Annotated in this window: 28 protein-coding genes; 20 read left to right on the forward strand and 8 right to left on the reverse strand. The window is 64.3% G+C overall.

All coding sequences use genetic code 11. The annotated features are described in order from the left end of the window. Positions 1–75: 75 nt before the first annotated feature. Both DSM43276_RS22275 and DSM43276_RS22280 read left to right on the forward strand, forming a co-directional pair. Positions 76–495, forward strand: coding sequence for a PaaI family thioesterase (locus DSM43276_RS22275; RefSeq protein WP_078293723.1), 420 nt, complete (start codon positions 76–78; stop codon positions 493–495). Further along, a complete protein-coding gene (locus DSM43276_RS22280) occupies positions 485–1075 on the forward strand; it encodes a TetR/AcrR family transcriptional regulator (protein WP_078328480.1) in 591 nt (196 codons plus the stop codon). Before DSM43276_RS22275 ends, DSM43276_RS22280 begins: the two co-directional genes overlap by 11 nt. Here the strand turns inward: DSM43276_RS22280 and fadD8 are convergent. Next, positions 1072–2661: a fatty-acid--CoA ligase FadD8 gene (gene fadD8 / locus DSM43276_RS22285; RefSeq protein WP_078328481.1), complete on the reverse strand. Its 1590-nt coding sequence runs from the start codon at positions 2659–2661 to the stop codon at positions 1072–1074. The two genes, DSM43276_RS22280 and fadD8, sit on opposite strands and share 4 nt — an antisense overlap. A gap of 150 nt (positions 2662–2811) precedes the next feature. Here fadD8 and DSM43276_RS22290 point away from each other — a divergent pair, with 150 nt between their 5' ends. Next, on the forward strand, positions 2812–3138 hold the full coding sequence (locus tag DSM43276_RS22290) for a hypothetical protein (protein ID WP_078328482.1): 327 nt from the start codon (positions 2812–2814) through the stop codon (positions 3136–3138). Positions 3139–3156: 18 nt separating this feature from the next. Here the strand turns inward: DSM43276_RS22290 and DSM43276_RS22295 are convergent, their stop codons facing one another. Then, positions 3157–4254 carry an LLM class flavin-dependent oxidoreductase gene (locus DSM43276_RS22295; RefSeq protein WP_078328483.1) on the reverse strand — a complete coding sequence of 366 codons (1098 nt, stop codon included), beginning with the start codon at positions 4252–4254 and terminating at the stop codon, positions 3157–3159. Between the two features lie 51 nt (positions 4255–4305). On the opposite strand from DSM43276_RS22295, the gene DSM43276_RS22300 reads away from it, so the two are divergent. Together DSM43276_RS22300 and DSM43276_RS22305 are read left to right on the forward strand one after the other, a co-directional pair. Beyond that, positions 4306–4971, forward strand: coding sequence for a VOC family protein (locus tag DSM43276_RS22300; RefSeq protein ID WP_078328484.1), 666 nt, complete (start codon positions 4306–4308; stop codon positions 4969–4971). A 21-nt stretch (positions 4972–4992) separates the two neighbouring features. After that, complete coding sequence (locus DSM43276_RS22305; RefSeq protein ID WP_078328485.1) at positions 4993–5877, forward strand: AIM24 family protein; 885 nt, start codon at positions 4993–4995, stop codon at positions 5875–5877. A gap of 4 nt (positions 5878–5881) precedes the next feature. On the opposite strand, the gene DSM43276_RS22310 is transcribed toward DSM43276_RS22305, so the two are convergent. Next, positions 5882–6742, reverse strand: a complete 861-nt coding sequence (locus DSM43276_RS22310; RefSeq protein ID WP_078328486.1) for a MarR family transcriptional regulator — start codon at positions 6740–6742, stop codon at positions 5882–5884. Between the two features lie 92 nt (positions 6743–6834). On the opposite strand from DSM43276_RS22310, the gene DSM43276_RS22315 reads away from it, so the two are divergent. Together DSM43276_RS22315 and DSM43276_RS22320 are read left to right on the forward strand one after the other, a co-directional pair. After that, positions 6835–7626, forward strand: coding sequence for an SDR family oxidoreductase (locus DSM43276_RS22315; protein ID WP_078328611.1), 792 nt, complete (start codon positions 6835–6837; stop codon positions 7624–7626). 21 nt (positions 7627–7647) lie between these two features. Then, entirely contained in the window at positions 7648–8721 is a 1074-nt protein-coding gene (locus DSM43276_RS22320; RefSeq protein WP_078328487.1) for an NAD(P)H-dependent amine dehydrogenase family protein, read from the forward strand. A gap of 42 nt (positions 8722–8763) precedes the next feature. Here the strand turns inward: DSM43276_RS22320 and DSM43276_RS22325 are convergent, their stop codons facing one another. Then, positions 8764–9339: a TetR/AcrR family transcriptional regulator gene (locus DSM43276_RS22325; protein ID WP_078328488.1), complete on the reverse strand. Its 576-nt coding sequence runs from the start codon at positions 9337–9339 to the stop codon at positions 8764–8766. A gap of 120 nt (positions 9340–9459) precedes the next feature. On the opposite strand from DSM43276_RS22325, the gene DSM43276_RS22330 reads away from it, so the two are divergent. From DSM43276_RS22330 to DSM43276_RS22350, 5 genes are all read left to right on the forward strand, one after another. Continuing rightward, positions 9460–10713, forward strand: a complete 1254-nt coding sequence (locus DSM43276_RS22330) for an NADH:flavin oxidoreductase/NADH oxidase family protein (protein WP_078328489.1) — start codon at positions 9460–9462, stop codon at positions 10711–10713. Next, on the forward strand, positions 10710–11126 hold the full coding sequence (locus DSM43276_RS22335) for a nitroreductase family deazaflavin-dependent oxidoreductase (protein ID WP_078325800.1): 417 nt from the start codon (positions 10710–10712) through the stop codon (positions 11124–11126). Before DSM43276_RS22330 ends, DSM43276_RS22335 begins: the two co-directional genes overlap by 4 nt. 50 nt (positions 11127–11176) lie before the next feature. Then, complete coding sequence (locus DSM43276_RS22340; RefSeq protein WP_078328612.1) at positions 11177–12124, forward strand: oxygenase MpaB family protein; 948 nt, start codon at positions 11177–11179, stop codon at positions 12122–12124. 11 nt (positions 12125–12135) lie between these two features. After that, positions 12136–12735, forward strand: coding sequence for a TetR/AcrR family transcriptional regulator (locus DSM43276_RS22345; RefSeq protein ID WP_078328614.1), 600 nt, complete (start codon positions 12136–12138; stop codon positions 12733–12735). A 68-nt stretch (positions 12736–12803) separates the two neighbouring features. Beyond that, positions 12804–13424, forward strand: a complete 621-nt coding sequence (locus DSM43276_RS22350) for a TetR/AcrR family transcriptional regulator (protein WP_078328490.1) — start codon at positions 12804–12806, stop codon at positions 13422–13424. Here DSM43276_RS22350 and DSM43276_RS22355 read toward each other — a convergent pair. After that, positions 13414–13968, reverse strand: coding sequence for an SRPBCC family protein (locus DSM43276_RS22355; RefSeq protein WP_078328491.1), 555 nt, complete (start codon positions 13966–13968; stop codon positions 13414–13416). The genes DSM43276_RS22350 and DSM43276_RS22355 overlap by 11 nt on opposite strands. A gap of 236 nt (positions 13969–14204) precedes the next feature. On the opposite strand from DSM43276_RS22355, the gene DSM43276_RS22360 reads away from it, so the two are divergent. Next, a complete protein-coding gene (locus DSM43276_RS22360) occupies positions 14205–14495 on the forward strand; it encodes a YiaA/YiaB family inner membrane protein (RefSeq protein ID WP_078293681.1) in 291 nt (96 codons plus the stop codon). On the opposite strand, the gene DSM43276_RS22365 is transcribed toward DSM43276_RS22360, so the two are convergent. Next, entirely contained in the window at positions 14492–15394 is a 903-nt protein-coding gene (locus tag DSM43276_RS22365; protein ID WP_078328615.1) for a hydroxymethylglutaryl-CoA lyase, read from the reverse strand. The genes DSM43276_RS22360 and DSM43276_RS22365 overlap by 4 nt on opposite strands. Before the next feature lie 29 nt (positions 15395–15423). Further along, positions 15424–16623 (reverse strand): CaiB/BaiF CoA transferase family protein, encoded by a 1200-nt coding sequence (locus DSM43276_RS22370; protein ID WP_078328492.1) that lies wholly within the window; start codon positions 16621–16623, stop codon positions 15424–15426. A 124-nt stretch (positions 16624–16747) separates the two neighbouring features. On the opposite strand from DSM43276_RS22370, the gene DSM43276_RS22375 reads away from it, so the two are divergent. From DSM43276_RS22375 to DSM43276_RS22395, 5 genes are all read left to right on the forward strand, one after another. Beyond that, positions 16748–17302 carry an RNA polymerase sigma factor gene (locus DSM43276_RS22375; protein WP_078328493.1) on the forward strand — a complete coding sequence of 185 codons (555 nt, stop codon included), beginning with the start codon at positions 16748–16750 and terminating at the stop codon, positions 17300–17302. Beyond that, positions 17299–17994 carry a QcrA and Rieske domain-containing protein gene (locus tag DSM43276_RS22380; protein ID WP_078328494.1) on the forward strand — a complete coding sequence of 232 codons (696 nt, stop codon included), beginning with the start codon at positions 17299–17301 and terminating at the stop codon, positions 17992–17994. Before DSM43276_RS22375 ends, DSM43276_RS22380 begins: the two co-directional genes overlap by 4 nt. A gap of 78 nt (positions 17995–18072) precedes the next feature. Then, positions 18073–18534 (forward strand): cupredoxin domain-containing protein, encoded by a 462-nt coding sequence (locus tag DSM43276_RS22385; protein ID WP_078328495.1) that lies wholly within the window; start codon positions 18073–18075, stop codon positions 18532–18534. Next, entirely contained in the window at positions 18531–19496 is a 966-nt protein-coding gene (locus tag DSM43276_RS22390) for a metallophosphoesterase family protein (RefSeq protein ID WP_078328496.1), read from the forward strand. Before DSM43276_RS22385 ends, DSM43276_RS22390 begins: the two co-directional genes overlap by 4 nt. Further along, complete coding sequence (locus tag DSM43276_RS22395; protein ID WP_078328497.1) at positions 19493–19906, forward strand: hypothetical protein; 414 nt, start codon at positions 19493–19495, stop codon at positions 19904–19906. The genes DSM43276_RS22390 and DSM43276_RS22395 overlap by 4 nt, the downstream gene beginning before the upstream one ends. Here DSM43276_RS22395 and DSM43276_RS22400 read toward each other — a convergent pair whose 3' ends face one another. Beyond that, positions 19907–20680, reverse strand: coding sequence for an SDR family oxidoreductase (locus tag DSM43276_RS22400; protein WP_078328498.1), 774 nt, complete (start codon positions 20678–20680; stop codon positions 19907–19909). Between the two features lie 149 nt (positions 20681–20829). On the opposite strand from DSM43276_RS22400, the gene DSM43276_RS22405 reads away from it, so the two are divergent. Together DSM43276_RS22405 and DSM43276_RS22410 are read left to right on the forward strand one after the other, a co-directional pair. After that, complete coding sequence (locus tag DSM43276_RS22405) at positions 20830–21834, forward strand: LysR family transcriptional regulator (protein ID WP_078328499.1); 1005 nt, start codon at positions 20830–20832, stop codon at positions 21832–21834. Continuing rightward, complete coding sequence (locus DSM43276_RS22410; RefSeq protein ID WP_078328501.1) at positions 21824–22456, forward strand: phosphoribosyltransferase; 633 nt, start codon at positions 21824–21826, stop codon at positions 22454–22456. The genes DSM43276_RS22405 and DSM43276_RS22410 overlap by 11 nt, the downstream gene beginning before the upstream one ends. Position 22457: the final 1 nt, after the last annotated feature.

Genomic DNA, 22457 nt, shown 5'->3' on the forward strand with positions numbered 1-22457 from the left:
CACTGACAAACCAGCTGCGCCTTACATCATATGCACGCTCGCCCATCCAGTTATTAGTGACTATTCTCTAATATTGTGATCACACGTGACCAGGCACAACAAGTGCTCGAGGCCCAGCCATTCAGTCGCCTCCTGGGTACCTCGATCAGCCGGATCGACGAGTCCGGAGTGCAGCTCTCGCTGGACATCCGCGACGAGCTGCGCCAGCAGAGCGGATTCATTCATGGCGGAGTGCTGAGTTACCTGGCCGACAACGCGATCACCTACGCGTGCGGGCTCGGTCTCGGTGCCGACATTGTCACCAGCGGATACACCATCGAGTACGTGTCACCCGCCCGCGACGGCGTGCGCCTACTCGCCGACGCGTCCCTGGTAAGCGCCGGACGCACCAAGGCTCTGGGCCGCTGCGAGATATCCGTCGAGGACCACGACGGCAACACCAAGCTGGTCGCGGTCGCCCAAGGTACGAGCATGGTTCGGCACCGTGGGGCGTAGACCTCAGTACACCGCCGACGACATTCTCGACGTGGCGCTGAGGCTGGTGACCACGGGAGGGCCGTCGGCAGCCACGGCTGCCGCCATCGGACGGACCCTCGGTGCGCCCTCGGGGTCGATCTATCACCGATTCTCCAGTCGCGACGAGCTCATGGCCCGCCTCTGGCTGCGTTCGATCGCCCGCTATCAGGACGGGATTCTCACGGCGCTCGCATTGCCCGATCCTCAGGAGGTCCTCTCCGCGACCATCGATCACGCCTTCGATTGGACGGGGGCGAACCGTAACGAAGCGCTGTTGCTACTGCAGTACGAGAAGGCCGATCTGGTGGCGCACTGGCCCGGCACCCTCGCCGCCGACCTCACGGCGCTGAACTCGCGGGTCCGCATGGCGTTGCGCGAGTTCGCCGAACGACAGTTTGGTGAAGTCACTACCGAGGTGCTCGACAAGGTGATGTTCGCACTGATCGATATGCCCTACGCCGCGGTGCGGCGTCATCTCCCCGACAAGGGTGAGCCGGCGCCGTGGTTACGCGAGTTCATCCACACGAGCGCGCGGAATCTCCTCTCGCCGCAGAACTAGACCGTGGCGTATTTCTGACGCAGGGCCTTTTTGTCGAGCTTGCCGAGCGCGGTCAGCGGCAGCGAGTCGGCGACGATCACATGCTTGGGCGACTGCACCGAACCCTTGCGGTCCTTGACCGCGGACTGAATCTCGGACGTCATCTTGGACACCGCGTCGCCGCTGCGGTCGGCATCCGCACGCAGCACCACGATCGCCGTGACCGCTTCGCCCCACTTCTCGTCGGGCACCCCGATGACACCGACCTGCGCCACCGAAGGGTGTTCGGCGACAACATCTTCCACCTCACGGGGGAACACGTTAAAACCACCGGTGACGATCATGTCCTTGGTGCGGTCGACGATGAACCAGAAACCGTCCTCGTCCTCGCGCGCGATATCGCCGGTGCGCAGCCAGCCGTTCTTGAAGGTGTCGGCGGTCTGCTCGGGCAGTTCCCAATAGCCGCCCGCCACCAACGGTCCGGCCACGCAGATCTCGCCGGGCTCGCCCTGCTTCACCGGCTGGTCGTTCTCGTCGAGCAGCGCGGTGCGCAGGAAGGCCGAGGGCCTGCCGCAGCTGGAGAGCCGCTGGGCATCGTGATCACCCTTGGCCAGGTAGCTGATCACCATCGGCGCCTCGGACTGGCCGAAGTACTGCGCGAAGATCGGCCCGAACCGCTCGATAGCCTCCGCCAGCCGCACCGGGTTGATGGCCGACGCGCCGTAGTAGACGGTCTGCAGCGAGGACAGGTCGCGGGTGTGCGAATCCGGATGGTCCATCAGCGCGTAGATCATCGAGGGCACCAGCATCGTGGCCGTGATCTTGTGCTCTTCGATCGCGGCCAGCACGGCGCCCGCATCGAACTTGGGCAGGACCACCATGGACCCACCCTTCATCAGGGTCGGCATGAAGAACGCGGCACCGGCGTGTGAAAGCGGGGTACACATCAGGAATTTGGGGCGCTCCGGCCACTCCCACTCGGCCAGCTGGATCTGCGTCATGGTGAGAATCGACTGCGAGGTGCCGATGACTCCCTTGGGCTTACCCGTCGTCCCACCGGTATAGGTAAGGCCATTGATGTGGTCCGGCGACAGGTTGACCGGCACCAGCGGCTTCGCCGCAAAATCCGCGGCCGCGGCGACCAGGTCATGCCCCACCTCGGCCAGCTCGGCGGGGACGGGGCCGAGCGTCAGTACGCGGGTCAGCGTCGGCACCTTCTCCACCAAAGCTGCGGCGCGCTCCACGAACTGCGGGGTGGGGTCGATGACAAGGGTGGTGATCTTGGCGTCGGCCAGCACATACGCATGGTCATCGAGCGACCCCAGTGGGTGCAGCGCCGTACGCCGGGTGCCCAGCAGCTGCCCCGCGCCGATGACCAACAGCACCTCGGGACGGTTGAGTGCCAACATGCCCTGACCATCGGTGGGATCGGGCACCAGCGCGGTGAAGGCCTGGATGTACTTGCTGATCTCGTCGGCCATCTGGGCGCCGGTGAGCGTCACATCTCCGAGCACCAGCGCGGGCACGCTCGCGTTCTTTTTCAGGGCGGCGACCAGCAGGTGCCCAGAGTTGATCGACCCGTGCAGTGGGTCAAATGAGTCAGGCATCGCGCTCCTCAGTGAATGGTCGCCGATCAGGCACTTCGCTCGACGTTAGAACATGTTCTAGTTTTGGGCAAGGATGGGTGCGTTCACCCGCTACGCAGCACCCTGTCCGGTCCCCTGAGAAAGACTCAACAAGCTTGCTAGGCTGGCTAAATGCTCAAGTCCATGGCCACTGGCACACTATTCGTCGCGCTGGCGATGTTTGCCACCGCTTTCGCGAGCGCCGACCCGGCAGACCCCGACCCGTTCAATCCCGGTGATTGCATCGGCAACGCGAATGCGGTCTGCAACGTTGGTCCGTACGGTCCGAACAGCATGTCGAATCCGGCGAATCCCGCCAGCCCGCTCAACCCAAACAACCCGGCGAATCCCGCCAGCCCGCTGAATCCGAACAACCCGGCCAACCCCGCCAGCCCCCTGAATCCGAACAACCCGGCCAACCCAGCCAGCCCCATGAACCCGATGAATCGCCCGGGTTAGATCTGACACGAGCGCCCCTCAGGCCGCGGTAAATCCCTTGGCCCGCCGCGTGTCCTGGGCACTCCACAGCGTCGAGGTAACCTCCGCCTTCACCAGCGGGACTACCTCTTCGGCGAACCGGCGCAGCGTGTCCTGCTGTTCCTCGAAGTCGGCCTCGGGGCTCAACGAAATCGATTGAAACTCGTGGCCGAAGGCCTCATTCCACTGAATGATCTTCTCGGCCACACGTTCCGGCGAACCAGCCAGCACCGGCCCGCGATCTGCCGCATCCTCAATGGATTCAAAAGACGGAAACTTGCCGACAGCCTTCGGATGGTCTTTGAGCTTCGCCATCTGCGCCAGGCGTGCCTCATAGATGGGCCGGTACTGCGCGATGGCCTGTTCGGTCGTATCGGCCAGGTACAGCCCGCCCGAGCCCGCACCCACATGCAGGTTGGCCGGGTCGTGCCCGTTCTGTGCGTACAGCTCCCGATACCTGTCGATGAGAACCTTATAGTTCTCCTTGGGCTGCAAGGCATTTGCGGTGACAATCGGGTCACCCCACTTGGCGGCGAGTTCGACGGCGAACGTCGAGGTCGCCGACCCGTGCCAGATCCGGAACGGTCCGTCGTACGGCCTGGGCAGCGTGGTCGCGTCGGCAAGTGGATGCCGGTGTGCCCCCGTCCAATCCACGTGCTCCTCACGCAGGAGCCGCCGCAGCAACTCGTAGTTCTCCTGCAGATACTCGTACTGTCTGGCGATATCCAGCCCCATCAGTGGGTACTGGCGGTCCTCGTTGCCCTTCCCGATGACGATCTCGAGCCGGCCGCGGCTCAGCTGGTCAATGGTGGCGAAGTCCTCTGCCGCGCGCACCGGGTCCAACAGGGACAGCACCGTGACACCGGTGGATAACAGGATCCGGTCGGTGGCGGCGGCCACCGCTCCCAACAGCACCGTCGGAGCCGAGGACAGCACGTCTCCCGCATGCCGTTCCCCGACCGCAAAGGAATCAAAACCCAGGCTCTCCGCCAGCACGGCGGCCTCGACCACCCGGTTCAGCCGGTCGGCGGCGGGCGCCAACGCCCCCGTCACGGGGTTTGGCAGATGGAAGACAATGTCGAGAAGCTGAAAGCGCACACCACCAGTATGCATAAGCGGACTCCGGTCCGGCAGGGAGGAAATGCTCTGATGATCACCGAACTGGACTCGGTGCTTCTGGACGTTCCAAATCTCGCTGACGCAAAGGCCGCCTACTCGAGGTTGCTCGGCACCGAAATTCCACATCCCCAGCTCTATCTCGGGCTCCCCGAATGGGCGCCGCACCCCGGAATGCTGTTTCGTGTCGGGGACCTGTCGTCCGCGGCTCGGCTGGTCGATCGACGCGGCCTCTCCCTGATTTCTCACGGGGACCTCGCCGCGGGCCAGGCCGACGGACTCACCCTGGGGTTGAGCGAGCGACCCGCTGCGCCTGCACAGTCGGCCCCAGAGAGTGGCCACATCGATCACCTGGTGCTGTTCTCACCCAATCGCGACAGAATCATTGCGACGTTGTGCGGTCGGCTCGGGTTCGACCTGCGCTTGGATCGCATGCAGTCATGGGGTGTGCACCAGTTGTTCTTCCGGTGCGCGGGGCTGGTGGTTGAGGTGGTGTTGCGCGACGGCGACCCCTCCGGCCCCGACTCACTGTGGGGAATCGCCTGGCGCACCGACGATATCGGTACCACCCATGCTCGACTGACGGCCGCCGGTGTCACGCTCGGTGATATCCGCAATGGCCACAAGCCGGGAACGCGGGTCGCCACCGTCAAGGATCCCGGGCTGGCAGTCCCCACAATCTTGATCGAACAGCGCTAGCCGCCTACTAGGTTGGAGTCCATGACGACTCCGAACCCCGGAAGCTGGCAGCCTGATCCCGACGGACGGTTCGAATTCCGCTGGCACGACGGCCAGCGCTGGACGGACCAAGTCGCACACCAGGGCCGGGTCAGTTCGGCGCCGCTCGGAGGCTCCGCACCCGCCGAACCACAGGTCGCGTCGCCGGCCACGGCCGAACAGCCCGCTGCCCAGGCTCAGCCCATTGGCGACCAATTCTCCGGTATCAGTGGAGATTTAGTGGATGGGCGGTTCAGCGAGAACGAAGCCAAGCCGATCTCCAACCAGAACGCAAAGCTGTTGCGCGTTCGCCTTGGCGAACCATTCCTGGCACGTCAGGGATCCATGGTGGCCTACCAGGGCAATGTCGACTTCGCCTTCGAGGGCGGCGGTGCGGCCAAGTTCCTGAAGAAGGCGCTGACCGGTGAAGGACTGCCCCTCATGCGGTGCTCTGGCCAAGGTGACGTGTTCCTGGCCGAGCGCGCCTTCGATGTTCATCTGCTGAATCTGAGCAACGCGGGCCTGTCGATCAGCGGTAAGAATGTGCTGGCCTTTTCGGCCGGGCTGAACTGGAACATCGAGCGGGTCAAGGGCGCCAGCATGGTGACAGGCGGGCTGTTCAACACGACACTGCGCGGAACCGGTTGGGTCGCACTGACCACCGACGGTCCGCCGGTGGTGCTCAATGCCGCCGAGGCGCCGACATTCGCCGACACCAACGCGGTGGTCGCCTGGTCGGCGAATCTGCAGACCCAGCTCAAGACGAGCTTCAAGGCCGGCGCCCTCATCGGCCGCGGCTCCGGCGAGGCGCTCCAAGTCTCATTCCAGGGCCAGGGGTTCGTCATCGTGCAACCGTCCGAGGGTGTCCCCGTCGTCACTGCGGGCTAGGGAGTCACCTCTCCCCCAGTAGCCCGGAAAGCTCCCGAGCCCCTTGCGTCAATGTCGTGATCAGCACTTCCCGCTCCGTACGGGTTGCGCTGGGCAACAGCGGGCCCAGCTGAAGTTCGTACGCGGCATCGGCTCCCGCGAAAATGGGCGCTGCCAGGTAGCTGATCGGCAGCACCTCGTCGGATGTCAGCTCATCGCGCGAGTAGGGGCGCGAGGTGAGCCGGGACAGCTGTCGCAGCAGCCGTTCACGTAGCGCCGCCTCCATCACCTCCGAGCCCACCGAACCAAGAAGGTCCGAGAGCAGGTCGACCATCCCGGTGTCATCGTGGTCGGGCCGGTAGACCACATATCCGCAGTCGGAAACCTGCTGCACGAGCCGCTGACCGGAACGCGCGCTCAAGCCACGCGCAGTACCGAGCCATTGCGCACGTTCCTCGGACGAACGCCAGGGCATAACCGCCGAACCGGCGGGAAAGGCAAGCGGGATGCTCTGGCCCACCGCGAATCCCGCGACGGCCCGGCGCCCCGCCTGTGCCTTGGCGACGATCGTCAACGTCTTCGGGCTTATTCGGCTGACCGTCGCCCCGGCGTGTGCCGCTGCGGCAATTCGGGCCAGCGCATCCTGAATCTCCTGAGGCATGGTGGCCTCGACGGCACGGGGCAGGGCCAACCCGACGCGGTACCGAAGCTCATCATCGCGCACCAACCACCCCGCGGCCACCAACTCGTTCACCACAGCGGTCGCGGTGGCGCGGGAAATGCCCGTGGTTGCGGCAATATCGCTAAGCGATTTGGATTGTGTTGCAGCAGCAAGCATTTCCACGATTCGTACCACACGAACGGTCGGCGGCGAGGTGGCCGGCATGGGTTCTCCCCTCTTGCGCGATGCAAGGTCCAGGTCTACAGTGCATCGACTATTCGCCCCAAGGTAGTCGAATATTCGACATGGAGGTAGACATGATTCTGGACCGTTTCAGGCTCGACGGCAACGTCGCGGTCGTTACCGGCGCGGGCCGTGGGCTCGGCGCGGCGATTGCGGAGGCCTTCGCACAGGCGGGCGCCGATGTGCTGATCGCCTCGCGTACCGAATCGCAGCTGCGGGAGGTCGCGGACACGGTGGAGGCGGCAGGGCGGCAGGCCGAGATCGTCGTCGCCGATCTGTCCGATACCGAAGCATCCGCCTCGCTGGCCCAGAAGGCAGTCGACCGGTTCGGACGACTCGACATCGTCGTCAACAACGTGGGCGGCACCATGCCGAAACCGTTCTTGGACACCACCAACGAGGACCTTGCCGAGGCCTTCTCCTTCAACGTCCTCAACGGGCATGCACTGCTGCGCGCCGCCGTGCCACACCTGCTCAAATCCGACAACGCGTCGGTCATCAACATCACGTCCACCATGGGCCGACTACCGGGTCGGGCCTTCCTGGGTTACTGCACCGCCAAGGGCGCACTGGCTCAGTATACCCGCACGGCCGCAATGGATTTGAGTCCGAGAATCCGAGTCAACGGCATCGCCCCGGGCTCTATCCTCACCTCTGCGCTGGAGATCGTGGCGGGCAACGACGAGGTGCGCGCAACGCTGGAGAAGAACACGCCGCTGCATCGGCTGGGAGATCCGACCGATATCGCGGCAGCCGCCGTCTACCTCGCCTCACCGGCCGGCAGCTTCCTGACCGGCAAGGTGCTCGAAGTCGACGGTGGCCTCATCGCGCCCAACCTCGACATTCCCCTACCCGACCTTTCCTGACCGCTTCCAGAAGGGACTGATATGACGAAGACACGTGTAGCCGTCTGGGGCACAGGCAATGTCGGCCAGCATGCACTCGCCGGCGTGATCACCGACCCGAACATGGAGCTCGTCGGGGTGTGGGTCTCCGGAGCGAACAAAGCCGGAAAGGACGCGGGTGAGCTCGCCGGGCTCGACCCCACCACCGGCGTCTCCGCGACCACCGACCCGGCGGAGATTCTGGCACTCAAGCCCGACTGTGTGGTCTACACCGCCATGACCGACAACCGGCTGATGGAAGCACTCGAGGATCTGCGCTCGATCCTCGCCGCCGGAATCAACATCGCCGCCAGCGCGCCGGTATTTCTGCAGTATCCGTGGGGCGTCCTCCCGGAGAACATGCTGGAACCCATCGAAACCGCGGCCCGGGAAGGTAACTCGTCGATCTTCATTGGTGGAATCGATCCAGGTTTTGCCAATGACCTGCTACCGCTTGCACTCATGGGCACCTGCCAACGCATCGATCAGGTGCGCTGTATCGAGATCGTGGACTACGCCACCTACGACAGTGCAACGGTGATGTTCGACGTCATGGGCTTCGGAAAGCCGATGGACCAGACGCCCATCCTGCTGCAGCCGGGAGTGCTGTCCCTGGCCTGGGGCTCGGTGGTACGACAGCTCGCCGCCGGTCTCGGCATAGACCTGGACGAAGTCACCGAGACATACGAAAAACTGCCCGCGCCCGAGGATTTCGAGATCTCATCGGGGCATATCCCCGCGGGAACGATGGCCGCGCTGCATTTCGAGGTGCGCGGCATGAAGAACGGCAAGGTCGTGACGGTCCTCGAGCACTTCACCCGCCTGCGCGAGGATCTGGCACCGGACTGGCCACAGCCCGCGCACGAAGGTGGCACCTATCGTGTCGAGATCACCGGGGAGCCCAGCTACATCCTGGATTTGGGCTCATTCAGCGCACGTGGCGATCACAACTACGCCAATCTGATCGCGACGGCCATGCGCGTGGTCAATGCGGTACCTGCCGTCGTCGCGGCGGACGCCGGTGTGCGCACCACGCTGGATCTACCGCTGATCACGGGGAAGGGGCGCGCGGGGTAACGCTGCGCATCTGCCGACCCTACTGCGCAGCCGGGCGGGAGGTTACGGCTTGGATTCAGCCGGGATGTACAGCCGAATCAGCTCCGCCAAACGTTGTCCGACGTCATCGAGTGTCTCGGTCGACTGCTCCGCGATCGACATGATGACCGCACCTTCGATCGCGGCGATCATTGTCCTCGCCAGCGAGCGAGCAGTACCCGCGTCCACCCCATACTTTTCCAGGCGTCCGGCGAGAAGCTCATGCCAATCCCGGAAGGCCTCGGCGGCCATCGCGGCGGCCTGCGGCGCCTCGGTACGTCCCAGCACAGCAGCGACGATCGGGCATCCCGCCTGCATCTCGGTTTCGCCGAGTTGCGCCTTCCATAGCTCGATGAACAGCTCAATCCCCCAGGCCGGGTCAATCCCGTCACCGGCCGCCTTGATGATGTCCGTCAGCTCTTGTCCGGCAAGACGAGTTGCCTCGGCAACCAGCTCCTGCTTACCGCCGGGGAAGTTCAGGTAGATGGTTCGCCGTGAAACACCGCTGTCCTCGAGCAGTGCGTTGAGACCGGTTCCCGCGACGCCCCTGCGCCGCACCAGACCCGTCACGCTTGCGATCAAGGTGTCACGTGCCGACATCCTGCCTGCCTCCAAACTTGTCAGGTGTTAACTATACCGCTCAGTCTACCGAGACCTCCCTGACATGGGGCGACTACCGGGATATTGCAGTACACCAATCGGTGTACTAGCGTCGGCCACGTGGCAGACCTACACGATCCCCTCCCCCTTGCCTCGGGCCAGATTCTGCGCAATCGGTTCATGAAGTCGGCCCTCAGCGAGGGTCTCGGCGATACCTCCCAGGGCCCCGACCATCGGCTCGTCGAGCTGTACCGGCGCTGGGGAACCGGCGGATTCGGCCTCGTCGTGACCGGCAATGTGATGGTCGACCGCAGTCACCTGGGCGAGCCGGGAAACGTGGTCATCGAGGACGACCGGCATCTCGACGGATTGTCCCGGTGGGCCAAAGCGACCAAGGACGGCGGCGGCCTGATCTGGATGCAGGTCAACCATCCGGGAAGGCAAGCGAACCCGCTCGCCACGGCATCCCAGCCGGTGGCACCGTCGGCGATCAAGATGAACGTCCCCGGATGGCAGGCACCGCGCGAGCTCGCCGACGACGAGATCGAGAACATCATCGACCGGTACGCCACCACGGCGACGATCGCGGATGCCGCCGGGTTCGACGGCGTTCAGATCCACGGCGCGCACGGCTATCTCGTGGCGCAGTTCCTGTCGCCGCGTACCAACCGGCGCACCGACCGGTGGGGCGGTGACCCCGAACGTCGCATGCGCTTCGTCCTCGAAGTCGTCCGCCGCACGCGGGCCGCGGTGAGTCCCGGCTTCTCGGTCGCCATCAAGCTCAATTCCGCCGACTTCCAGCGCGGCGGCTTCACCGAGGAGGAGTCGCGGGCAGTCATCGCGGCGCTCGGCTCCGAAGACGTCGACCTCATCGAAATCAGCGGCGGTACGTACGAATCGCCGGCAATGGAGGGCAGGCCGCTGGTGACATCGGCGTCGACTCAGGCCCGTGAGGCCTACTTCCTGGAGTACGCGCGCACCGCTCGTGAGGCGGCTGGTGATGTCCCGATTGCCGTGACAGGTGGGTTCCGCACCGAATCCGCGATGTCGGAGGCCGTCCGATCGGGTGACTGCGATGTCGTGGGGCTCGGGCGTCCAACCACCGTCAATCCCGAGTCCGCCGACAGCCTGCTGACGGCACGCCAGGACACGCTCACCGTTCCGGACGCCTCGCTCCCCATGCCCGCCTGGCTCGCGGGAACCGGCAGGGCGAAGTCATTCCTCAGCGCACTGGAACTCCAGTGGCACAACACGCAGCTGCACCGCCTGGGTGCGGGAACCGACCCGGACCCCACCATCGGTCCGTGGATCACCACACTGCGGCTCCTCAAGAACAATGGAGTCGACGCCTTTCGGAGAAGGAGAAGTTCATGACGGACAAGACACTGCGCAAGTTCCGCAGGGAGCGCGCGCTCGGGCGTTATCTGCTGAATCCCACTGTCGCCGTATTGACGAAGCTGGGACTGCGCACAGCGCTCGCCTCCGAGCTGGAAACCACCGGCCGCAAGACCGGCCAGCTGCGCCGGGTCCCGGTCTCGGTCCAGTTCGATGCGACCGGCGCGTGGGTGATCAGCCAGCACGGCACCCGCTCGGGTTGGGGCAGCAATATCGCCGCGAACCCGAACGTCCGGCTGAAGCAGGGAAACAGGTGGCGCACCGGCACCGCCCAGTTCCGGCCCGATGATGACGTCGTCGCACGAGGCCGCAAGTTCGGGGCGGTCGGCTCGCGGGTGGTCAAGGCACTGGAGACCACCCCCGTGTCGGTGCGCATCGACTTCACCGATTAGCACCCTGGCACACTTGCGCAGTTTTGTGCCATTGAGCTAGCGTGGTGCTCATGGTCGATCAGAGCGCCATCACTGGCCCCGTCAGCCTGGACGAAGGGCTCCGGGAAGCAATTCCCATGCCGGTCGATGACAACGCCGACGATTCCGTGGAAACACCGCGGCTGGGAGCCGACTCCCTGGTGTGGAAGTTCTACGGCGACGTCCGAGGCGTCCTCGGGTTCCAGCGGGTGGCCGGCACCGAGAATTGCATCGAGCAGCTGGGCAAGGCCGTCGAAGATCACTCGGTGATCTTCAGTGACACCCTCGGCCGGGCCCGCCGCTCCGGCCCGCCCATCATGAAGACGGTCTACTCCGCGGACCCGCAGAAGTGGGGCCGGACAGTGCGGGATTTCCACAAGCCGATCAGCGGGACCATCAGTGACGGCTCGCGCTACCACGCGCTCAATCCTGAGCTCTTCTATTGGGCGCATGCGACATTCGTCGATCAGGTGCTGTATATGACCGACACCTTCATCCGCAGGCTGTCCTACGCGGAGAAGGTGCGAATCTTTGAGGAGAGCAAGGTCTGGTACAGCCTGTACGGCGTCAGCGCGCGCAATCAGCCGCAGACCTACGACGAATTCGTCACGTACATGGAGGGGATGTTCGACCGGTTCGTACCGACGAAGACGATCCTGTACGCCACGGGGTACATCCGTCAGGGTGTGCCCGGGCCCAAGCAGATTCCCAGGCCCCTATGGCGGGTGTTGTCGGCGCCCTTGAACGCCTTCATCCGGACCGTCATCGTCGGAACACTCCCGCCGCAGATGAAGGCGGTCTGCCGACTGGAGTGGAACGACAAGAAGGAACGCAATTTTCAGCGCTTCGCCAAGGTCATGCGCACGCTGAACCCGGTGTTCAACAGGCTGCCGGTGCGCGCGCTGTACCTGCCGTGGGCTTCCGAGGGCTGGAAGCGTGAAGGAGTCGACCCCCGCCCGCTGTACAACCGGGCGGCATGACCCACACACCGATGAGCAGCGTGCGCGAAGAGGCGAATACTCAAGGGGTGACCATCGCCCCACCCGCCGATGCCGTCCTTGATGCCGCGCGCACCGAGTTCGAGCGACACGGCATGCGCCGCGCCAACATGGACGCCATCGCGCGACGTGCCGGGGTAAGCCGACGCACCCTCTACCGCCGCTTCCCCACCAAGGAAGCGCTGTTCGAGCACCTCATCGAGGCCGAGTGCCTGCTCATATTCGGCCAGCTCGCCGTCGTCGCCAATGGCCAGGATGCGCAAGGTGCCATTGTCGAGTGCTTCACATTGGCCATGCGGCTGATCACCGAAAACCGGTTGGCGGGCACCATCATCGAGAACGAGCCCGAGCTGGTGATCGGACTGAACACCCCCTCTGGCGATAAGGCCATCGTGCGCGCAAGTGCGCTGGTGGCGACCTCTCTTCGGCACAGCGGCGTCACCATGCCCGACGAGGCCGTGCTGGCGGTATCGGAAATCCTTGTGCGCCTTGTGGGTTCGTTGCTCACCAATCGCGCGGGTGTTCTCGATATCACCGACACTGTGGCGGTGCGCCGCTATGCACAGACATATCTCGCACGCATGGTGTGGTGAGTCTTAGTTCAGAAACTGACCACGAGTCGGGATCTGACTAGACTGCTCGCATGGCTACTCGGCGGCAGATGTACGCAGAACAGACTCGTTCCGATCTTCTGGATTCCGCACGTCGGCATTTCACAACCACGGGCTACAACAGCGTGACCGTCGACGACATCGTCAGCAGCATCGAGGTCAGCAAGGGCACGTTCTACTACCACTTCTCCGATAAGCAGGCGATGTTCACCGCGCTGCTCACCGAATGCCTGACCGAGACCGCCGACACCGTCACCACCGCCATCCGCCGTCTGGACAAGCCGGGCCCGAGCGGCCCGCAGGTCGCCGCCACCTCCGCATGGGTCTATTTGTCGCGGTCACTCAACGACACGACCTACCGGGAGCTCATGCGTCAGGCACCGATGGTCCTCGGCGAGGAGACATACCGCCACATCGACGAGACCATCGTGCTACCGCCCTTGGTCACCCTCATGGAAACCCTCGCTGCCCGTGGCGAGCTGAAAGCCGATGTGCACACACACATGGCGGCCCGGATGCTCATGACGATGTTCGTCACGGCCAACAGCATCATCGCCGAATCCGGCGATCCCGCAACAACGATGACCGAAGTCGCCGACACGATCGCCACGATGTTCAGCGGGATTGTTCTCGGAGATGTCCCGCTGGCGCGCGCGGCGGCTAACGGATAGCCAGGAACAACAGCGTGCGCAGGAACGGGCGCACCGCGAACGCCGTCCAGCGCAACGGGAACCAACCGACCCACTTCGGGGTGACCGCCACCGTCCAGCGCACCAGCACCTTGTTGCCCTCAGCGGCCAGCTCCCAGCGTTCGCCGAACGACTTGAGCACCAGTGGAACTGAAATACCGGTCCCGATCGCGACCAGCTTGAGGCCCTCCTCGCTGTGGACCACCTTCTCAGTGATCGCGAACAGCGGCGTGCGGGTCACCACGTGGTCACCCGATCTCACCGGGCCGGACACCAAAGGAATCGACTCCAGATAGCCGCCCTCCGAGACCTGGGTCCACACGCGCTCGACGGGCCCCGGCACGCTGATCTGCGCGGTGACCGCAAATGATGCCGTCTTGTCGAAAAAGTCGGTGTCCGGCATGGTCACCCCAAAGCGACGGGGTCCGCTGTCACCGGAGGCGAGGCCGAAAAGCACTGCTGCTCCCAGCAGGCCCCCGATGGCCAGCACTCCCACGATGATCCCGAACAGCACCGGAGTGGACATGGTCCTCCTTGAATTCGATTTGGCGCTAACTGACCCGAGAGTCAGTTAGCAAGCTAGACCCCTAGTAGCACCCGCAGAAGTGCAAGTGCGGAAGTTAGTGATCGAGACCAGCCTGGGGCCTCATTTCCTGGGGCCAGCCCCCGTATCGCTACCGGCGACCGACACGCAAACTTGCGCCCGCACATCGGGTAGCTCTACTCATGCCATAACCGGGTGGCGACTGCCACTGTGGTCGCATGAGCACATCCGAGCCCACGGTCCGCGCATCCACCGCGTACTACGTCCAATCCGCCATCGCCTTCGCGGTCGCATTCGCCTCGACACTGGGTGGCGTCGCGTACCTGCCGATATCGCCATGGCCCCGTGCGTTCCTGGCGGTGTGCACGCTCTTCCTAGTCACCAGCTGCTTCGGGCTCGCCAAGGTCGTGCGCGATACCCACGAATCGCAACAGGTACGCAACCGGCTCGACGAGGCGCGCATCGAGCAGATCTACGCCGAACACAACCCGCTGAAGTCGGCGGTCTAGGTCAGCAATCGGTCACCCGCGCGCAGCAATGCGCTCGGGACCTCGTGCCCTACTACCGATTGCACCACTCGAGCGGCCTCGATCGCGGCCTCGAGATCAACGTCGACGTCAATATCGCTGTCCCGCAGCAGATACACCAGATCCTCGGTGGCGATATTGCCGGTCGCGCCGGGCGCGAACGGGCAGCCGCCGAGTCCACCGATCGAGGAATCGAGCCGCGTCACCCCGGATTGCACAGCGGCGTAGGCGCTGGCCAAACCGGATCCTCGGGTGTTGTGGAAGTGTGCGCCCAGCGGTGCGTCATCGACAACGGGTCGAACGGCCGCAACGAGATTCGTGACGCGGCGTGGGGTGGCGGTGCCGATGGTGTCGGCCAGGGCGAAACGATCCGCGCCCCCTTCCCGGGCCCGGCGCACGATGTCGAGGACACGATGTTCGGGAGTGGGGCCGTCGAAGGGACAGTCCCACGAGCAGGCCACAATGACTTCCACCGTGGCACCCGCCTCGCGCGCGAGCGCCACGATCTCCTCGATGCGCGCGGTGGCCTCGGCGCTGCTGCTGCCCACGTTGGCGCGACTGTGTCCGTCCGACGCAGAGACCACGTACTCCAGTGAGGTGAGCCCCGCCGCAAGCGCACGCTTGGCACCGTTGGGGCTGGCGACGAGTGCGGAAAACTCGATATCCGGATAGTTGTACAGCTGCGCCGACAGTTCGGCGGCGTCGGCCAGCGCCGGCATTTTGGAGGGTGACACAAATGCGGTGGCCTCTACCTCCCGCACGCCTGTCGCGACGATCGCGTCGAGAAGTTTCAGCTTGTCCGCCAACGCGATCGGTGTCTCGAGCTGAAGTCCATCCCGCAGCAGCACCTCACGGATGGTGACGTGCGCGGGCAGCGGCACGTGCCCCGCGCGCAAGCGGCTCCTCGTGCTCATAGCACCCCCTCGGCACGCAGCTTCTCGATATCGGCGGCGCTCTTGCCCAGCAGCCCCACGAAGACGTCCTCGTTGTGCTGCCCGGGCCGGGCCGGGCCCGCATTCCGGACGCCGCCCGGCGATTCGGACAGCACCGGAACCACTCCGGGTCCCAGCACCGAGCGGCCGAGGCGCTCGTCGAAATGCTCGACGAGCATCTCCCGCGCCTTGAGCTGCGGGTCCTGCACCACATCGGCAACGGTATTGATGGGTCCGGCGATCACGCCGGCCGCGCTGAGCACATCGATGATGTCGGAGGGCAGGCGTTGTGCCGCCCACCCGGCGATGATCGCGTCGAGCTCATCCTGATTGCGGCCACGGGCAACGTGATTGACAAATCGATCATCGATGCTCAGCTCCGGTTGATCCATCGCCTCACACAATCTGCGGAACACGGTGTCCTGGTTAGCGGCGATGACCACCCAACTGCCATCGGCACTCTGGTAGATGTTCGATGGCGCGATGCCTTCCAACCGGGTACCTGACGGGCCCCGTACCACCCCACCCACGTCGTAGTCGGGAATCGTGGATTCCTGGACCGCCAAACAGCTCTCGGTCAACGCCGCATCGACGATCTGTCCGCGCCCGGTAACGGTCCGCCGGTACAGCGCGGCCAGTGCGCCCTGGGCCGCGAACATCCCGGCGAGGGTGTCACCAATCGAGAGCGCCATCCGCGGCGGCGGGCCACCGGGGAATCCGTTGAGATGCCGCAGACCGCTGGCGGCTTCGGCCACCGAGGCGTATCCGGCCTTGTGCGCGTCCGGGCCGGTCTGCCCGTAACCGGAGACGCGGACCAAGATGATGCCGTTGTTGCGTTCGGCCAGGACGTCGTAGCCCAGGCCCCACTTCTCCAGGGTGCCGGGCCGGAAGTTCTCGACGATCACATCCGACTTCTCGACGAGATCGAGGAACAGCGCACGCCCGGCCCCGGTGCGCAGATCCAGGGTGATGGCCTTCTTGTTGCGAGCGTGCACCGTCCAGAACACGTGATGCCCGTCGACTTCCGCCTGGCCCCAAGTCCGCAGCGGATCGGGCGCGCCGGGCGGTTCGATCTTGAGCACCTCGGCGCCCATATCCCCGAGTAACCGCCCCGCGAAAGGCCCGGCGATCAGGGTGCCCAGTTCCAGCACCCGGATCCCATCGAGAGCACCCGTCATTGCAGTGACGCTACCCCGAACCAATGGGCCGTCGGCATCGTGTAACCACCGGCACTACTTCTCATCAGGGGCAGACATCTCACTGCCCTTCGAGGGACGTTTGGGGACGGGACAACCGACGGTGATGACGCAACGTGATCCCACTGCCCGGCGCGGCTTGCGGGCCGTTCCGGGCGGTGACGATCACTACCCGGACTGGCAGTCCGTGTACCAAGACAATGCCGTCTGGGTATATCGCACCATCTACGCACGCGTGGGCAACAAGCCAGATGCCGAGGATCTGACGGCCGAGGTGTTCCTGGCCGCACTGCGCCCGCTACGCCTGGCAGTGACCAAGGCCGAGGTGCGGGCCTACCTGCGGACGGTTGCGCGCACGGTGCTCGCCGCGCACTGGCGCGAGACATTGGGGCGCGAGATCACCTCGATCCCCGACATGCAGGACATCGCCGACCGGCCTCCCGAATCCGAGGAGTTCATCAGCATCGCACCGCAGCACGCGAAGGCCGTATTGGACGCACTACCGGACAACTATCGTCGAATTTTGGAACTGCGATTCCTGCAAAGCTGTTCGATCAAGGAGTCCGCCGCCAAGATGGGTGTCACCGTCGCCAATGCCAAGGTGCTCCAACACCGTGCCTTGCGCCTGGCCGCCCAGATCAACGAACAGGACCTGTCATGAATCCGCGTGGGCTGCGCCGCTACGTCGACGACCTGCTCCGGGGTCGCCGGCCCAAGCCATTCCGCCCCGACGATTTCGAAGCGGCACAGATCCGGACCGCGATCGAGCTGCGCGCGAGCCAACCCGGCGATGATGCTCCGAGCCAGGAGTTCCTCGCACACCTGCAGGGACGCCTGGCCGAGCAGATGGGCGATGCCCCAGTGTCTTCCGGCCAGACGCGGTGGCAAGAACCCACCCGTCGGACTGTCCTCGTCGGCACCTCGGCTGCCGCCGCTGCCGCCGCTGTCGCCATCACCACCGACCGTCTGATTACACAGAAACCCGGGACCGACCCCGAGCAGGACCCGGGCGAGATCGTCCCCAACACCGGGAGTTGGCAGCGCGTCGCCTCCAGCAGTGCCGTCCCCGATGGCGGGGTGCATCCCTTCGACCTCGGATTCGTCAACGGATTCGTGCGACGGGTGAGCGGACGGGTCGAGGCTGTATCGGGCGTCTGCACGCATCAGGGCTGCAAGCTCTGGTTCGACGGGGCGCATGACCGATTGCAATGCCCGTGCCACACCACGTCGTTCACCACCGACGGACGGGTCATTACGCACCAGCTGCCCATCGCGCCCAAACCGCTACCGAAGTTGGAAGTGCGCGAGACCGACGGTCACATCGAGGTGTTCGCCCCCGACCGCCCCGTCTGATCCGGTTGTAACCCCCGCCCCTATCTCTGTGCGGTGGTTCGCGACTCGCCGCGGACTCATTCATGGAAAGGGGCCCACATGCAGATGTCTCGACTGTGCTGCGCCGTGCTGGTTGCGGCGGCGGCTATCCCGCTGGCAGCGTGCTCCGGCAGCGGCCGCACCACATCCGATGCGCCACTGTCGATCACGATCGCTTCTGATGCAACCAGCGCTCCCGGAATGTCCGGGCACAGCATGCCCGGCATGACCTCCATGCCGACAACAGGCGCCGCTCCCTCGTCGCCGGCCCCCGCAGGGCCTGCGGTGAACATCGAGAACTTCGCCTTCAATCCCCCCACGTTGACCGTGCCCGCAGGCACCACCGTCACCTGGACGAACAAGGACGAAGAACCGCATAACGTGGTGGCCGAGGATGGCACGTTCCGCTCCCCCGGGATGGACGCCCAGGGCACCTTCTCGTATCAGTTCGCCACGCCGGGTACCTACCAATACGTATGCGGCATCCACCCCTTCATGAAGGCCACGGTGGTAGTGCGATGACCGCGGAGAAGGAACCTCAGCCGATTCCCGATGTTCTTCGCGCAAGCGGTTCATCTATGTCGCGGCGCCAGCTCATCCGGCACACCGCGTGGTTCGGCGCCGCTGTCGCACTGACTGTCGCTGGCGGAGAGGCCATTTCGCACGTGGCGGGTTCGGCCACCGCTGTCAGCGGCGCCCGCCCGACGCTACGGTTTGCACAGATCAGCGACAGCCATATCGGATTCAACGGCACCGCCAATGCCAATGTCGTCGATTCTTTCGGCCGTGCGATCAATCAGATCAACAATCTGGGCTACACCCCGGACTTCGTCATCCACACCGGTGATCTCACACATCTGGCCACCGATGAGCAGTTCGATCAGGTGAAGCAGATGATGTCCGGGCTCAGCACCCCGCATGTCTTCACCGTCCCTGGCGAACATGATTCGGTTGACGACGCCGGACAGAAGTACCGCGGCGTCTTCGGCGGCGGCACCCGCGGCGACGGGTGGTACAGCTTCGATATTGCCGGTGTCCACGTGATCGGACTGGTCAACACTCTCAACCTGAAGAAGCTCGGACACCTGGGCGGCGAACAGCTCGAATTCATCCGCAAGGATCTGGAACCGTTATCCGCCGACACCCCGATTATCGTGTTCAGTCACATCCCACTGTTCGCGATGTATCCCGAATGGGGTTGGGGTACCGATGATTCTGCACAAGCCCTGAGCTACATGAAGCGGTTTGCGTCCGTGACGTGCCTCAACGGACATGTGCACCAACTATTCACCAAGACCGAGGGAAACGTCACCTTCTACAGCGGTACGACGACGGCCTACCCGTTACCCAAACCGGGCGACGGTCCGGCTCCGAAACCGGTGACGCTGCCGGCCGGTCAGCTGCACGACATCCTGGGGATCCGCGAGGTCAGTTACATGAAAGGCAATCAGGCCCTTGCCATTAAAGAGGATAAACTGACATGAACAGCGCATATCGCTATACCTTGGCCGTGGCAATGGCCGTCAGCGGGTATGCCCACGCCTACTTGTATATGCATGGTTATCAACATATTCCGGCCATCGGCCCCGCCTTCCTGGTACAGGCCAGTGCCTTCCTCGCGTTGGCCGCACTGATCGCCGTGGGCGCGCCCGAGTGGATCATCGCGGTGGCGGGTCTGGGCTCGGCGGGAGCACTCGCGGCCTTCGCGCTGTCCCGCACCGTCGGCCTGTTCGGGTTCTCCGAACACGGATGGGATCCGGCGCCGTATGCGGTGATCAGCGTGCTGACAGAACTGGCCGCCGTCGCCTTGACGGGCGTCCTACTCGCCAAGTACGTACGGCGGCCAGTTCCCGCGACCTCGACGTCCCGGGCGGGGTCGCTATCGCAACGGTGACTACTTTGTGGTGTAGCCGCCGTTGATCAGGATGGTCTGCCCGGTGATCCACCAGCCATCGCTGACGAGGAATCGGATGAACGGAGCGATGTCCTCGATATCGGTCAGTCCGGTCTTCGAGAACGGCGAGAGTGCGGCCGCGGTCTTGTGATACGCGACGGCATCCTCACCCTCTGCCGGGTAGAAGAAAGGCGTGTCCATTGGGCCCGGACCCACCGCGGTCACCGAAATGCCACGCTCCCCGTACTCCTTCGAGGCGGCGCGGGTGAAGTGCTCGACCGGGGCCTTGGTTCCCGCGTATGCCGCGTAGAACGGGGTGTACGCACCCAGCAGCGATGTCACCAGGGTGACGATCTTGCCGTTGTCGTTGACGTGCTTACCCGCCTCCTTGAGGAACAAGAATGCGGATTTGGCGTTGACCGCGCTCGCCGAGTCGTACTCCTCCTCGGTGATTTCAGTAAACGGCTTCTTGATGACCTTGCCGACCGTGTTGATGGCGATGTCGGGGCGGCCTACCGCATCGACGGTATCCGTGAATAGTTTGCTTACTGCGTCTCCAGTGGTCAGGTCACCCTGAAACGCCACCGCCTTAGCTCCAGCCGCTTGGATCGCGGCCACCGTCTCGTCGGCGGCATCCTTGCTCGACGGGCTGTTGTAATGGATCGCCACGGCACCGGCGCCGTTGGCCACGAGATCCCGGGCGATGAGCCCACCCAGATTCTTGCCTCCACCGGTGATGAGAACTGTCTTACCATTTAGCGAATGATCTGTCACTCGATGATCTCCCTTTACATGTGCGTGGACCCGTCATTGCGAGTGGGTTCCACGGCTACCCACATCTCCATACAAAATCGTAGGTTTAGATAGCACAAGGGAAAACCACATTATTCTTGTATAAGCACAAATAGGAGTTGTCATTGCAGATGAGCGCGACGGCCGAAGGTAATTCGCTGGTCAACTTGCTGGATTCCCGGCGATTGTTTCAGTTCGTCGTGGCCGCGGAGGCCCCGACACTGGCCGCCGCTGCGGCGGAATTGTTCATTACCCAACAGGCGCTGTCGTCGGCGATACGCCAACTGGAACGCGACCTTGGCGTCGAGCTGTTCTCACGCGCACAACGCAGTCTGCAACTGACCGACGCCGGCCATGAGCTGTACACCGGCGCAAGACCACTGCTGGCCGGAATACGTGTGCTGGCCCACGCGACACGCAACTTCTCAAATCCTCAGCGGGCTTTTGTTATCGGGCACTCCCCGGCAATATCCAGTGAAGAGGTCTACCGAATCATCGAGCCGACGGTCATCGCGGACCCCACGGTGTCGATCACCGTTCGCCAGGTCTTTCCGGGCACCATGCGCGACGGCCTCCTCGATGGCTCGCTCGACCTGGCACTACGCCGCGGGGTAGACATGCCCACCGACCTGGCCACCGACACTCTGCTCTATCAGCCGCTGCGCATCGCGGTCGTGCGGTCCCATACCCTCGCCGCCAGCGATCGGATCGACATCACCGAGATCGCGGACTATCCCGTCGTGGTGTGGGCCCCACCCCGCCACTCGTTCTACACAGACTTGCTGATCTCACATTGCCGCCGAAGCGGTTTCGAGCCACAACTACTGGTCAATCCGGTGCAGGGCACCCCGCCGTACACGGCGGTACTCGCGCACCCCGATCATTGCGCGTTCGTCACCGACGACCCGGGCGTCATCTACCACGGCAAGGTACGGGTGATCGAGATCGCGGATCCCCCATTGGTTCCCGTTCAGGCGGTCTGGCTCCCACATTCGGTGTCGGCCATCCGCAACCGGCTGTTCGAGGCCGTCCAGCGTGCGGCTGTTGTCAGCGCGACATCGCGGTTGGAAGATGGAGGTATTCGGAGCACGAGCCCAAGTACCTCCTATGTCGCCGACACATCGGATGTTCAGTGATCGCCAGGACGCCGGCCGCGTACTGGCGAGCTTCCTTGCGCCATACAAGATGCAGGGCGTGGTGGTCCTCGCACTACCACGTGGCGGAGTTCCGGTGGGACGGGAGATCGCGGCGGCCCTGAGTGCCCCGCTGGAGGTGCTGGTCGTACGCAAGCTCGGCGTTCCCGGACACGAGGAGTACGCGATGGGGGCCATTGCCAGCGGCGGCGAGGTAATCGTCGACGAAGACATCGTGCGCGCGATGGGAATCAGCCCGGCACAGCTCAGGGAAGTTACCGCCCGTGAGCGTCGCGAGCTTGCCCGCCGTGAACAGACGTATCTGAAACACCGCAGCATCGAAATCGAAGACAAGACAGTCATTCTGGTCGACGACGGCGTCGCCACCGGCGCGACGATGCGTGTTGCATTGCTGGCGATCAGACGGGCATCGCCTGCCCGAGTGGTGGCGGCTGTTCCCGTTGCCCCCAGATCTGCGTTCCACCGATTCGGTTCCCTTGTGGACGATTTCGTGGTCGCGTCATGCCCCTCCCGATTCCAGGCGGTGGGCGATGCCTACGACGACTTTCACCAGGTCGCCGACGACGAGGTCCGCGCCCTGCTCTCGCCACCGATCACCACATAGC

The sequence above is a fragment of the Mycobacteroides salmoniphilum genome (assembly GCF_004924335.1).
GTDB classification, from domain to species: domain Bacteria; phylum Actinomycetota; class Actinomycetes; order Mycobacteriales; family Mycobacteriaceae; genus Mycobacterium; species Mycobacterium salmoniphilum.

Excerpts from the sequence above, each read along its gene's own strand:
- fadD8 (WP_078328481.1), bottom strand. The coding sequence starts at position 2,661 with ATGCCTGACTCATTTGACCCACTGCACGGGTCGATCAACTCTGGGCAC.
- DSM43276_RS22290 (WP_078328482.1), top strand. The coding sequence starts at position 2,812 with ATGCTCAAGTCCATGGCCACTGGCACACTATTCGTCGCGCTGGCGATG.
- DSM43276_RS22300 (WP_078328484.1), top strand. The coding sequence starts at position 4,306 with ATGATCACCGAACTGGACTCGGTGCTTCTGGACGTTCCAAATCTCGCT.
- DSM43276_RS22305 (WP_078328485.1), top strand. The coding sequence starts at position 4,993 with ATGACGACTCCGAACCCCGGAAGCTGGCAGCCTGATCCCGACGGACGG.
- DSM43276_RS22310 (WP_078328486.1), bottom strand. The coding sequence starts at position 6,742 with ATGCCGGCCACCTCGCCGCCGACCGTTCGTGTGGTACGAATCGTGGAA.
- DSM43276_RS22315 (WP_078328611.1), top strand. The coding sequence starts at position 6,835 with ATGATTCTGGACCGTTTCAGGCTCGACGGCAACGTCGCGGTCGTTACC.
- DSM43276_RS22320 (WP_078328487.1), top strand. The coding sequence starts at position 7,648 with ATGACGAAGACACGTGTAGCCGTCTGGGGCACAGGCAATGTCGGCCAG.
- DSM43276_RS22325 (WP_078328488.1), bottom strand. The coding sequence starts at position 9,339 with ATGTCGGCACGTGACACCTTGATCGCAAGCGTGACGGGTCTGGTGCGG.
- DSM43276_RS22335 (WP_078325800.1), top strand. The coding sequence starts at position 10,710 with ATGACGGACAAGACACTGCGCAAGTTCCGCAGGGAGCGCGCGCTCGGG.
- DSM43276_RS22340 (WP_078328612.1), top strand. The coding sequence starts at position 11,177 with ATGGTCGATCAGAGCGCCATCACTGGCCCCGTCAGCCTGGACGAAGGG.
- DSM43276_RS22345 (WP_078328614.1), top strand. The coding sequence starts at position 12,136 with ATGAGCAGCGTGCGCGAAGAGGCGAATACTCAAGGGGTGACCATCGCC.
- DSM43276_RS22350 (WP_078328490.1), top strand. The coding sequence starts at position 12,804 with ATGTACGCAGAACAGACTCGTTCCGATCTTCTGGATTCCGCACGTCGG.
- DSM43276_RS22355 (WP_078328491.1), bottom strand. The coding sequence starts at position 13,968 with ATGTCCACTCCGGTGCTGTTCGGGATCATCGTGGGAGTGCTGGCCATC.
- DSM43276_RS22360 (WP_078293681.1), top strand. The coding sequence starts at position 14,205 with ATGAGCACATCCGAGCCCACGGTCCGCGCATCCACCGCGTACTACGTC.
- DSM43276_RS22370 (WP_078328492.1), bottom strand. The coding sequence starts at position 16,623 with ATGACGGGTGCTCTCGATGGGATCCGGGTGCTGGAACTGGGCACCCTG.
- DSM43276_RS22375 (WP_078328493.1), top strand. The coding sequence starts at position 16,748 with ATGACGCAACGTGATCCCACTGCCCGGCGCGGCTTGCGGGCCGTTCCG.
- DSM43276_RS22380 (WP_078328494.1), top strand. The coding sequence starts at position 17,299 with ATGAATCCGCGTGGGCTGCGCCGCTACGTCGACGACCTGCTCCGGGGT.
- DSM43276_RS22385 (WP_078328495.1), top strand. The coding sequence starts at position 18,073 with ATGCAGATGTCTCGACTGTGCTGCGCCGTGCTGGTTGCGGCGGCGGCT.
- DSM43276_RS22390 (WP_078328496.1), top strand. The coding sequence starts at position 18,531 with ATGACCGCGGAGAAGGAACCTCAGCCGATTCCCGATGTTCTTCGCGCA.
- DSM43276_RS22395 (WP_078328497.1), top strand. The coding sequence starts at position 19,493 with ATGAACAGCGCATATCGCTATACCTTGGCCGTGGCAATGGCCGTCAGC.
- DSM43276_RS22405 (WP_078328499.1), top strand. The coding sequence starts at position 20,830 with ATGAGCGCGACGGCCGAAGGTAATTCGCTGGTCAACTTGCTGGATTCC.
- DSM43276_RS22410 (WP_078328501.1), top strand. The coding sequence starts at position 21,824 with ATGTTCAGTGATCGCCAGGACGCCGGCCGCGTACTGGCGAGCTTCCTT.